Annotated in this window: 10 protein-coding genes and 1 tRNA gene; 6 read left to right on the forward strand and 5 right to left on the reverse strand. The window is 44.0% G+C overall.

All coding sequences use genetic code 11. The features are described from left to right. Positions 1-2: 2 nt before the first annotated feature. The 3 genes from HNQ43_RS05105 to HNQ43_RS05115 form a co-directional block, all read right to left on the reverse strand. On the reverse strand, positions 3-1376 hold the full coding sequence (locus HNQ43_RS05105) for a glycoside hydrolase family 1 protein (protein WP_183375430.1): 1374 nt from the start codon (positions 1374-1376) through the stop codon (positions 3-5). 52 nt (positions 1377-1428) lie between these two features. Further along, positions 1429-2148, reverse strand: coding sequence for a deoxyribose-phosphate aldolase (gene deoC / locus HNQ43_RS05110; protein WP_183375432.1), 720 nt, complete (start codon positions 2146-2148; stop codon positions 1429-1431). A gap of 83 nt (positions 2149-2231) precedes the next feature. Then, positions 2232-3044 (reverse strand): GntR family transcriptional regulator, encoded by an 813-nt coding sequence (locus HNQ43_RS05115; RefSeq protein WP_183375434.1) that lies wholly within the window; start codon positions 3042-3044, stop codon positions 2232-2234. A 157-nt stretch (positions 3045-3201) separates the two neighbouring features. On the opposite strand from HNQ43_RS05115, the gene HNQ43_RS05120 reads away from it, so the two are divergent. The 6 genes from HNQ43_RS05120 (at position 3202) to HNQ43_RS05145 (ending at position 10358) form a co-directional block, all read left to right on the forward strand. Beyond that, positions 3202-5625 (forward strand): glycyl radical protein, encoded by a 2424-nt coding sequence (locus HNQ43_RS05120; protein WP_183375436.1) that lies wholly within the window; start codon positions 3202-3204, stop codon positions 5623-5625. Further along, positions 5600-6532, forward strand: a complete 933-nt coding sequence (locus HNQ43_RS05125; protein WP_221247997.1) for a glycyl-radical enzyme activating protein — start codon at positions 5600-5602, stop codon at positions 6530-6532. Before HNQ43_RS05120 ends, HNQ43_RS05125 begins: the two co-directional genes overlap by 26 nt. Positions 6533-6586: 54 nt before the next feature. Beyond that, positions 6587-6663, forward strand: a tRNA-Pro gene (locus HNQ43_RS05130). Between the two features lie 83 nt (positions 6664-6746). Then, positions 6747-7370, forward strand: coding sequence for a methylated-DNA--[protein]-cysteine S-methyltransferase (locus HNQ43_RS05135; RefSeq protein ID WP_342353958.1), 624 nt, complete (start codon positions 6747-6749; stop codon positions 7368-7370). Next, on the forward strand, positions 7367-7924 hold the full coding sequence (locus tag HNQ43_RS05140; protein WP_183375438.1) for a DNA-3-methyladenine glycosylase I: 558 nt from the start codon (positions 7367-7369) through the stop codon (positions 7922-7924). The genes HNQ43_RS05135 and HNQ43_RS05140 overlap by 4 nt, the downstream gene beginning before the upstream one ends. After that, entirely contained in the window at positions 7896-10358 is a 2463-nt protein-coding gene (locus HNQ43_RS05145) for an excinuclease ABC subunit UvrA (protein ID WP_183375440.1), read from the forward strand. The genes HNQ43_RS05140 and HNQ43_RS05145 overlap by 29 nt, the downstream gene beginning before the upstream one ends. Before the next feature lie 20 nt (positions 10359-10378). Here the strand turns inward: HNQ43_RS05145 and HNQ43_RS05150 are convergent, their stop codons facing one another. Together HNQ43_RS05150 and HNQ43_RS05155 are read right to left on the reverse strand one after the other, a co-directional pair. Continuing rightward, complete coding sequence (locus tag HNQ43_RS05150) at positions 10379-11215, reverse strand: histidinol-phosphatase HisJ family protein (RefSeq protein ID WP_425321253.1); 837 nt, start codon at positions 11213-11215, stop codon at positions 10379-10381. A gap of 5 nt (positions 11216-11220) precedes the next feature. After that, a complete protein-coding gene (locus HNQ43_RS05155) occupies positions 11221-11487 on the reverse strand; it encodes a hypothetical protein (protein ID WP_183375442.1) in 267 nt (88 codons plus the stop codon). Between the last annotated feature and the right edge of the window lie 195 nt (positions 11488-11682).

Below are 11682 nucleotides of genomic sequence, written 5' to 3' on the forward strand. Positions count from 1 at the left end.
GATCAGATTTCGCGCTTTTTCAGGATTTCTTGAAGCCAAAGCAGGGATCGTTTCGGGATTCGCTTCCTGGACGAAAGGTCGAGTTCTAATAATCCATAACGGTTTTTAAAAGCGTTGATGGCTGAGAGATTGTCTACAAAGGACCAGATCAGATATCCATGGCAAGCACATCCGGCTTCTTTGGCTTGCAGGGTATATTGAAGGTGACGTTTGATGAAATCGATTCGATATGTGTCTTCGATTTGTCCCTCGGCATTGCGAAACCGTCCTTCGTTTTCGATGCCGATACCATTTTCTGAGATGAACCAGTCTTTATTTCCATAATCGTTTTTGATACGCATGCCAATATCCAGAATCGCTTGGGGATAGATTTCCCAGCCGCGATCCGCATTAAATTCTCGCTGGGGCCAGAGATAGTCTTCATAATATTTTTTAGGTGAAAAAGGACCGGTGTATTCGGATTCTCTTGCCTTGACGCGAATGGGAAAGTAGTAATCGATTCCTAATATGTCGACAGGATTGTCGCAGATCTCTTTCAAGTCGTTGGAATCATAGGCAAACAGGCATTGGTTCTTTTCTAATTCGGTAAAGATTTCGGCAGGAATCTCGCCTTTGAGATAGGCATCTAAATAAAGACGAACTTCAAATAAATCAGCATAATATGCGGCCTGACAGTCGCGGATCTCATTAGATGCGGCATAGATGGGCGTCATATGAACCATAGCTCCCATTTTGATATGGGGGTATTTTTTTGCGACATGCACGGCTTTAGCGGTGGCCAGGATCTTATGAAAATGAGCCTGATAAGCTTTTTTGGGATCGTGTACGAAAGGATACCAGATCTTTTTGATGTATCCATTATCGATGGGGATATTGGGCTCCGTAAAGGCAAACCATAATTCGACATCTTCATGAAACAGGTCCAGAGCTTTTTCAACATAGCGAATATAGAGACCCACCAATTCTCGAGAGACCCAACCTTCATATTTTTTAAAGAAGACAGCCGGGATATCCCAGTGCTCCAAGGAGATGATGGGACGCATGCCGCAGGCTTTGATGGTATGAATCACGTCTTTGTAAAACGAAACACCATCTTGATCCGGCTCAGCCTGAAAAGGATCTTTCATCAGTCGAGACCATTGAATCGTAAAACGGAAAGTATTCATTCCCGCATCTGCCATGGTTTGGATATCTTCTTTGTAGTGATGATAAAAATCACTGGCGATCTCAGGGCCGATTTGGTCATGCCAGCGGGTGGGATCGCTTTGATAGAAGAGTTCAGCCCAGCTTTCCTGTCCGCTTTTTTTGCCTGCCGTTCCTTCGATCTGCCAGGCGCTGGAGCTGGTGCCGATCATAAAATTATTGGGAATATGCATAAAAGACCTCCTAAAAAAGGGACAAGTCCAGCTTGCCCCTTACAATGATAATCTAACGCTTTAAATCTAAAACAACAGGAACTGAACGATAGCCCACGCCCATACGGTCTATGCCCATATCGATCAGCTGTAAGAAATGTTCTCTTGTACGGATGCAGCCGCTTCCTTTAACTTGGCATTTGTCTTGTACTTCTTCCTGCATGATCTTAATGATTTCCGGGGTTGCTCCATGAGCTTCAAACCCAGTTAAAAATCCTGTGCTGGTCTTGACAAAATCTGCCCCGGCATCGATGGCACAATGGCAAGCTTTGCGAACTTGTTCTTCGTTCAAGGCGTCTGTTTCAAAGATTACTTTGACAGGAATGTTTTTTTCGTGGCATACGTCGACAACGGCTTTGATGTCGGCTGTGACTTTGTCATACAGACCGCTGCGGATCCAGCCGAAGTTTGAAACGACATCAAGTTCTCCGATCACGTCGGCATAATTGTCGACCAAGATCTTTGCCTGGGCGACTTTGGAAGCCGTGGAGCTGGTTCCAAATGGGAAATCGCAAACGGGACACAGCTTGGTCAAAGAACCTTCGACATAAGGCTTGCACAAATCCATGTATCCTGGATTGATACAGATCGTAGCACATCCTAATTCGACTCCGTCTTTGGTCAATTCTACGATTTGTTCTTCCGTGAATTCAGGTTTTAATACGGAATAGTCAATGTAGGCCGCTAATTCTTTAGTGCTCATTTCGGAAGCTTTTTTGTCTGGATGTTTCATGAATGTTCTCTCCTCTCAAATGTATCAAATGTATGGTACAAATTACATTTTTACTATAGTTCCCGATTTTAAAAATGTCAATATCAGATCGTAATATTTCGTTTGATTTGGATCGGGTAAGTGCTTGGAGACGGATTTTTAAACAGGTCCATCATAAATACACATTTGTCGGAACGAGTCAGCGAGGTCGTATATTCAAAGATCTCTCCAGACTCCAGATAAGAAACACGGGATATTTTAAAACCGGGCACGTCTTCCGGACATTCTAAAAGTTCCTTGTCTTTTTCACTCAGAAAGACAGCTTCGATACTTTCGGTGGCGTGGTATGGTTCCAAAAGATAACGCTCTAATAAAACGGAGTATAAGGATTGAGAGCGGAAGCTGTATTTTTGGATTCCGGGACAAAGATGATATGGAATATATGTATTTTCACATAAGATCGGTTCTCCATCGGCCAGGCGGATTCGTTTTAACAAGAATACGCTTTGATTATCGGAAGGCAAGTGTAAGATTTCGCGAACGTCATCGGGAACTTTCTTTAAAACTTTGCACTCTAAAACAATAGAAGAAGGGTGCACACCGATGCTTTCCATGTTTTCAGAGAAATTATAAAGATAGTTGATCTGGCGGCGAAGTTTATGGCTGGTCACATAAGAGCCTTTTCCGCGACGGCGCAAAATCAATCCATCTTCGATCAGTTTATCCATGGTTTTACGCACCGTGGAACGACTCAGCCCCATCGCTTCACAGATCTGAACCTCCGGCAGCATCTGGTCTCCTTCCTGTAAGGTTTTGTTTAAGATCAATCGTTTGAAATATTCATACAGCTGTTGATAAAGGGGTTTGTTGCTTTCGGGCAAGAGATGAAATGTTTCTTTAAAGTATTCTATATCCATGGGAATTCCTCGATTTCTAGTAAAATTGTATCAATTGTACGGACAACTTTCAAGACGAGAAAGAGTTAGATTTTCAATGGTCGGAATGCTGAATAAAGAATTTTGATATTGATAATGTCTTAAATGTACCATACAATTAAAAAAGGAGGAAAAAGACATGAGAACATTTCTTGAATTTCAGCCGCAAAACAACGATTTAGATATGGTGCGTCTGGAGCGGCTTCAGATTAAAATGGCCAACCGGCAAGCTTCGATCTGCAGCCAGCGGGCACTTCTTTATACAGAGAGTTTTAAAAAGACGACTGAGGATCCTTATATCCTCCGCAAGGCAAAAGCGTTTTGTCACACATTAAAAAATATGACCATCTATATTGAAGAAGACAGTCTGATTTTTGGCAATCAAGCCAGTTCCAACTTTGCGGCTCCGATTTTTCCGGAATATTCCATCGATTGGATCCTGGATGAATTGGATGGAAGAAATGGAGCTACAGCTTTTGATAAACGTTCAGGAGATGTCTTTTTGTGCTCCGAAAAAGTGAAGAAAGATTTATATTCGATTGCTTCTTTCTGGCAAGGACACACACATGAAGATGAAGTACAAAGTCATCTGAGTCATACGATTCGCCAGGCATCTAAACAAGGAGTTTTGCATTTGGGTGGGATCTCGATGTCAGGAGATGGGCATATCGTTCCCAATCATCCGATGATCCTGCAGAAGGGGTTTCGTGCCTTGATCCAGGAAGCAAGCCAAAAAATCAGACAGGAGGGGCTGACGTCGCAACAAAATGATTTTTATCAGGCGGTGATCATATCTTTGGAAGGCGCTCTGCATTTCTTTAAACGCTATGCCGCTTTATTGAAAACGCTGGCAAATCGTGAACAAGATCCAAAGCGAAAAGAAGAATTGAATCAGATGAGCTGTATGGCTGCTGATCTGATGGAAGGGCCGGTTCGTTCTTTCTGGGAAGGGTGCGAAGCCGTTTATATGATTCATCTGTTACAGATGATAGAATCGAACGGGCATTCCTTTTGTTACGGAAGATTTGATCAATATATGTGGAATTTGTATCAAAAAGATCTTCAAAAGAAAGTCTTGACGAAAGAAAAAGCACTGGAGATCATCACGCATATGTTTCTCATGAACTCTTCTCAAAATAAGGTGCGTCCTTATGGGCATACAAAGTTTTCTCAAGGGTATCCTTTGTATTCCAATCTGGTTATCGGAGGCTATAGACCCGATGGCAAAGACGGCACCAATGAGCTGTCTTATCTCTGCATTGAAGCGATGAATCTGACGGCTTTGGCAGAACCTAATTTTTCGATGCGTTACAATAAACAAACTCCAGATTCTTTGATTCGTTTGGCGGCAAAACTGATTCGTACAGGATGTGGCATGCCTTCGATGTTCAATGATGAAGTGGCAGTCAAAGCTTTGATCGATATCGGGATCATGAAAGAAGATGCCCTGGATTATTGCCCGATCGGTTGCGTGGAAACGGGCGTGCCGGGCAAATATGGACATCGTGCCACCGGCATGACTTATGTCAATTGGGGCAAGGTGCTGGAGATCGTTCTATATCATGGGAAAGATCCTAAAACGGGAATCCAGCTTTTGGATCTTCAAAAGGAAGACTATCAGAACATGGATCAGCTTTGGCAAGCCTGGAAACAGGCACTTCGGTTTTATTCGGATCTTGCCGTGGAATCAGATGCCGTTTGCGATGCGTCTTTAGAAATCTATGATGCAGATCCGTTCGCATCCTGTCTGATCGATAACAGTATGAAATTGGGTAAAACTTTAAAAGCCGGGGGTTGTAAATACGATGTGATTTCGCAATCCAACATTGGTCCCAGTATCGTTGGAAACAGTTTGATGGCGATTCAGAAATTGATCTTTGATGATAGAGTTCTGACTTGGTCGCAGCTTTACGAGGCCATGGAAACAAATTGGCAAGGTGTTCAGGGGATGAGGGTTCGTAAGCTGGTCATGAATGTACCGAAGTTTGGCAATGATGAGGATGAGGTCGATGCCTGGGTTAAAAAGGTGTTTGATTCGTATTTGGAACTGTTGCCGAACTATAAAACTTTACGAACCGGAAAGGGACCGGAAGTATCTTGTTACACGATGTCGACATCGAATATTACATCGTATGTTCCAAACGGCTTTGATGTCGGGGCTACGCCGGATGGCCGTTTGGCGGGTTCTCCTTTGAATGAAGGATGCTCTCCTACGCAAGGAACGGATACCCATGGACCAACGGCGGTCATCAATTCGGTTTCTAAGTTGCCCAATGATAAAGTAGCGGCCGGACAGCTTTTGAATATGCGTTTTGCCCCGGGGGCTTTAGCCGGGGATGAGAACCTGGATAAATTTGTGGCCTTTTTAAAGGTGAGTGTTTTAAAAGGAATCTATCATAATCAGTTTAATGTTCTCTCCAGCGAGACTTTGCGAAAGGCGCAGAAAGATCCGGAAAACTATAAAGATTTGATCGTAAGGGTGGCCGGGTATTGTGCTCAGTTCATCTCTTTGATGCCTGAAGCCCAGGAGGCCATTATTGCGCGCACGGAAAATGAGTGGTGATAGGATGGAAGGGTTTATTTCCAATCTCCAGCGATATTCGACCAAAGATGGGCCGGGGATTCGGACATCTGTCTTCTGCATGGGGTGTAATTTAAGATGTGTCTGGTGTGCAAATCCTGAACTGTTAGAGAGAAATATCAAAGGCATGTATTATAAGCAGCGGTGTGCTGGTTGTGGTGCTTGTGTACGTATGTATCCCAATGCGATTACATTCACAGATTCTGGTTGTGTGATCGATCGCTCTCAGAATTTGGATTGGCAAAGCCTGGTCGATGTTTGTCCTAAGGATGCTTATGAAATCAAAGGACAGATGGTTACGCCCCAGGAACTGATGAACCAGCTGATTCGGGATAAAGAATTTTACGAAGTCTCGCAAGGAGGGGTGACCTTTTCTGGCGGAGAAGCCGGATTGCAGGCATCCTTTGTGAAGGAGAGTGCCAGACTTCTACATCAGCATGGAATTCATGTGGCTTTGGATACGGCGGCAAATATTCCCTGGAAGGATTTGGCAGATCTTTTGAAAGAGATCGATTTGGTGCTGTTGGATATCAAGGCGATCGATTCGAAGATTCATCAGCATTGTACCGGAGCGGATAATGCGTTGATCTTAGAAAATGCCAGACGAATGGCAGATTTGAAAAAGCCGTTATGGATCCGGCTTGTCATCGTACCAGGCTGGAACGATGACCTTGCGGACATTCGAAGCCGTTTTCAATTTGTGAAAAGTCTGGGCGATTGTGTTGAGCGTGTCGATGTGTTAAAACTTCACCATCTAGGTGCCAGCAAGTATGAACAGTTAGGCTTAGAGTATCGTCTCGATCCGCAGATTCAGTGTAAACAGGAATTGATTCAGGCGATCCAAGCCATAGCTCAGGAAGAAAAGGTTGAGATCCATATCGAGAATTAGAGTCCGCAAAGTCGGACTTTTTTTCTACAAGGGTTTAGAGTACAATGGTTTTATCGGGATGTAGCACAGCTTGGTAGTGCACTTGCATGGGGTGCAAGGGGTCGCAGGTTCAAATCCTGTCATCCCGACCACAGGATCTTAAGTCTGTATTATGCAGACTTTTTTTGTGCTTAAAACTATATTTTTGAATACAATAGGAGTAAGAGAAGTGTTTGTGACTTTTTGGTATATCAAATCTTATGCGCAATTGAAAAAATACTCATACGATGTGTTGCATGATAGAAAGTATCTATGCCAGGGTTTGCTGGTCGATTGGGATCTGTTTGCGAATTCGGTTGGGAAAAGAGGGAAGCTTATGAAAATCTGTCTTTACAACTCTATATTAGGGGAGTACACGTTGGCGCAAAGTGAAAAGGGATTGTGTGGAATCTGGCTTCAGGGGCAAAAACATGAATTTGGCGCATGGAATAATGAACCGAAGATTTTAGAGGATACGCCTTTATTCAAGCGGGTCAAACAGTGGCTGGATGCGTATTTTGATGGTCAGAATCGGGAAATTGATTTTCCCTTGGATTTAAAAGGAACTCCTTTCCAGATTCAAGTGTGGTCGATCTTGTTGGCGATTCCGTATGGGGAAACGATCGCCTATAAAGAAATTGCGAAAAGGATCAGTGCGACGATGTCTTGTCAGGCAGTCGGCCAAGCGGTGGGACACAATCCGATATCGATCGTGGTTCCGTGCCATCGGGTCATTGCGACTTCAGGGCAGTTGACGGGTTATGCCGGCGGAATCGAAGTCAAAAAGTGGCTTCTGAAACACGAAGGAGTTTTAAAATGAAGAGATGTTCCTGGTGCAATGAGAAGAACGAAGATTATGTGCACTATCATGATGAAGAATGGGGCGTCTTGTGTTTAGAGGATCCTTACCTTTTTGAAATGCTTGTGCTGGAAGGGTTTCAGGCGGGGCTGTCTTGGGAGTGCATCTTGAATAAGCGCGAATCTTTCCGTCAGGCCTTTGATCATTTTGACTGGAAGATCATACAAGATTATGATGAAGAAAAAATACAAGTTTTATGCCAGAATCCCGGGATCGTGCGCAATCGTTTAAAAATCAAAGCAGCCATCACAAATGCGAAAATTTTTGAACAGATTCGTCAGGAAAAGGGATCCTTTCGTGCTTATCTCATGGAATTTACTCAAGGCGTGATCTACTATGAAACGCATCAAACGCATTCGGATCTATCGGATGCGCTCGCAAAAGATCTAAAAAAAAGAGGAATGAAATTTGTCGGGACAACGATTCTCTATGCATATCTTCAGGCGATAGGAATCGTTAACTCGCATGAGGAGGAATGTTTTTTATATGTCGGTTCAAAAGCGCAAAACATGTGATCATATTGAAATCCGGGGAGCCAAAGTACATAATCTTAAAAATATCGATCTCGATATTCCTTTACATCAAATCGTCGGGATTGCCGGCGTATCGGGATCCGGAAAATCATCTTTGGCTTTAGGAATCTTATATGCGGAAGGATCCCGACGGTATTTGGAATCGTTATCGACGTATACACGAAGAAGGATGACGCAAGCTTCGCAGGCGGCTGTGGATGAGATCTTGTATGTGCCGGCAGCCTTGGCGCTCCGGCAGCGTCCGGCCATTCCGGGGATCCGTTCGACATTTGGGACGGCGACAGAACTTTTGAACAGTCTGCGGTTGCTGGTTTCGCGCTGCGCTCATCATGTCTGTCCAAACGGGCATGTAGTAGAGCCGAGTCTGGCGGTGGCGGCTGGGCAGGAGCTGATCTGTCCGGTTTGTCATACACATTTTATGGCTCCTTCTGCGGAAGAGCTTGCCTTCAATTCACTTGGGGCTTGTTTGCGTTGTCATGGGACTGGTCAAGTACAAAGTGTGGATCTTAAGACGCTGATTCCCGACGAAGATCTTTCCATCGACGAAGGAGCGGTCGCTCCGTGGAATTCCTTGATGTGGTCTTTGATGAAAGATGTCTGCCGGGAGATGGGTGTACGAACGGATATTCCTTTTAAGGATCTCAGTGAAAAGGAAAAAAAGATTGTCTATTTTGGCAAGCCGGTCAAAAAGCACATTTTGTATCAACCCAAAAATTCAACAACGGCTACGCCGCTGGATTTTACTTATTATAGTGCTGTGCATACCGTCGAAAATGCCTTGGCCAAAGTCAAAGATGAAAAGGGGATGAAAAGAGTCGCAAAGTTTTTAAAGGAAGAAGACTGTCCTGAGTGTCATGGAACGCGTTTATCTAGGCTTGCCCGAGCTCCTCGATGCGCCGGGCTTTCTTTAGATCAAATCTGCCAGATGAGTTTGGCCGATGCCTTGAAATGGGTTCATCGGGTACCTGAAACCTTGCCTATAGAGATGCGGCCGATGGCTGGACGGATCGTGGAGTCTTTTGAGAGTGTGGCTAAACGTTTGATGGATCTGGGGTTGGGCTATTTGAGCTTGGACAGGGCCTCTAATACGCTTTCGACCGGGGAAAGACAGCGCATGCAGTTGGCACGAGCTGTACGCAATCGCACTACGGGTGTTCTGTATGTTCTGGATGAGCCTTCCATTGGTTTGCATCCTTCCAATGCGAAAGGGTTGGCGGGTGTGATGGATGATCTTGTCCAGGATGGCAATTCGGTGGTCGTTGTGGATCATGATATCGGGATCCTAAAAAAAACAGATTGGATTATAGAAATGGGACCACAAGCCGGGGCGCAGGGTGGGCAAGTCATAGCGCAGGGCTCTCCGGATGAACTTTGTCAAAATCAAAATTCGCTTATTGGCCAATATTTAAAAGCCGAGTCTCAGATCGTAAAAAAAGATGAAGCAGATCTCTTTGATCAAGGAGTGATCACTTTATCGACTGATGCGATTCATACGGTCAAACCATTGGAAGTCCGGATCCCTAAAGGCAAACTCAGCGTTGTGAGCGGGGTATCGGGTTCCGGGAAAACAACATTGATTCTGGAAAGCTTAGTTCCGGCTTTAGAAGCTTCGCTGAAGAAGCTGCCGCTGCCAGATCATGTAAAACGGATAGAGGCTTTGGGCATTTCGCATACCAAATTGATCGATGCCAGTCCTATCGGCATCAATGTACGTTCAACGGTAGCGACGTATGCGAATGTGCATGATGAATTGCGAAAGATTTTTGCGAAACAGACAAAAGATTATAAAGCGGGTGATTTTTCTTATAATACGGGTAAACTACGCTGTCCGGTCTGTGATGGAACCGGGCAGATCGATCTGGATGTCCAGTTTCTGGCTGATGTGCAGATTCCATGTCCGGAATGTCGCGGCTCTCGTTACAGCAAGCAGGCTGAGACGATTCGATATCATGATTTATCTTTGCCGCAACTGATGGCCATGGATATCGATACGGCTTTGAAACATTGTCAAGATCTGAAGAAAGTGCAAGAACGCCTGAGAATCTTGTCGCAGCTTGGATTGGGATATTTGACTTTGGCAGAACAGACGCCAAGCTTGTCTGGGGGAGAAGCTCAGCGCTTGAAACTTGCCAGTGAGATGAAAAAGGCTCAGCACGATTCTATTTTTGTCTTTGATGAGCCGACGATTGGCTTACACCCATTGGATGTGCAAGTCTTGATGAAGATATTTGCGTCATTGATCCAGCAAGGGGCTACTGTGATCGTAATCGAACATGATTTAGATGTGATTCGCCAGGCAGACTATGTCATTGATATGGGGCCTGGGGGCGGGCAGGAAGGCGGGCGCATCGTAGCGTGCGGAACACCGGAACAAATAAAGAATGCTCCCGAAAGCATCACAGGAAAATATCTATAAAAAAAGACCGGATCGACCGGTTATAGTCTGTGAAAGATGGGAGTCATCTTTTCGAAGGTACAATAAGTTTGAAAACCAATCGCTTTGAGCATTTCTTTGGCTTCCTGGATGCCTGTTCCTAAGTGTTCGGGTTTATGGGAGTCGGATCCAATTGTCAGGATCGTTCCGCCCAAATCGTGATAAAGCTGTAAGATTTCCTTTGAAGGGGTGGAATCCTTGAGACCATAACGCTTGGAGGAAGTGTTGATCTCAATGCCTTTTTGATCCTGGATCACAACTTCAAGCACTTTTTGGATCCATGGTTTGATTTTTTCAAAAGGATAGGCCCCTTGTTTATCGTAGCGGTTGATCAGATCCATATGGCCCAGCACACTGTAGTCTTTATAGGAAGAAACAAGTTCATAGAGGGCCTGGTAATAGCCTTCATAGACTTCTTTTTGGCTCTTTCCTTTCAGGTAGTCTTGATTCCAGAATTCCTGGTTATCGATTTCATGAATTGACAACAAAATAAAGTCAAAAGGATAGCGGTCAAACAGCGCCTGATATTGTGGGATCGTATGTTTCTGCATCCCAAATTCCATACCTGTCTTGATTCTGATTTTATGGCCATACTTCTTTTTCATCTCTTGAATGGTTTTCATATACAGAGGATAATCGCAGTTGGTCAACGGTTCATTTCCACGATAGAGTATGGGCTTTCCGGGCTCCTGGTCGAATTTGATCCCATAGTCGACGTGTTCGGTAAAACAGATCTCATCCATATGCATTGCGATCGCATCTTGGATCACATTTTCCATAGGGTAGACGGAATCGTCGCTGAAAGCGGTATGTACATGGTAATCGGCAAACATAGGCATCCTTTCTATTGCATCGAAATTAAATGAACTTTCAAATTCATTTTCACATAAAGCTCTTTATGAAGATCATAGCGATTCATCTTTTGAAGGCAGCTTTCCTTGAGCTTGGAAGGAAAGAAGCGGTCCAGGTAATAGAATACACCTTTTTGTTCAAAACCGTAAACGATACCGGCAATTCCATTGTCTAAACAAATCATATGATGCACGATTTTACAAGGGGTCTTGATCAGGGAATTTAAGAATTCATCAGGCTCTAAATGTCTTGCGAACATAACACTTCCTCCTTTGTGATTTCAAAGTACCTTGTTTCAAAGGAGGATTCAATAATATTTTTGAAAGTATTGAAAATAAAAGAAATAAAATAATTTTCAAAGGCTCTGTCACAACAAATGGTTGATTTTTGACGAGAAATAGCGTATAACAATAGTAAGAAACAGTACCACCGAAGGAGGTAATTGGATATGCCT

This window comes from Faecalicoccus acidiformans (assembly GCF_014202635.1).
Taxonomy (GTDB): Bacteria; Bacillota_I; Bacilli_A; order Erysipelotrichales; family Erysipelotrichaceae; genus Faecalicoccus; species Faecalicoccus acidiformans.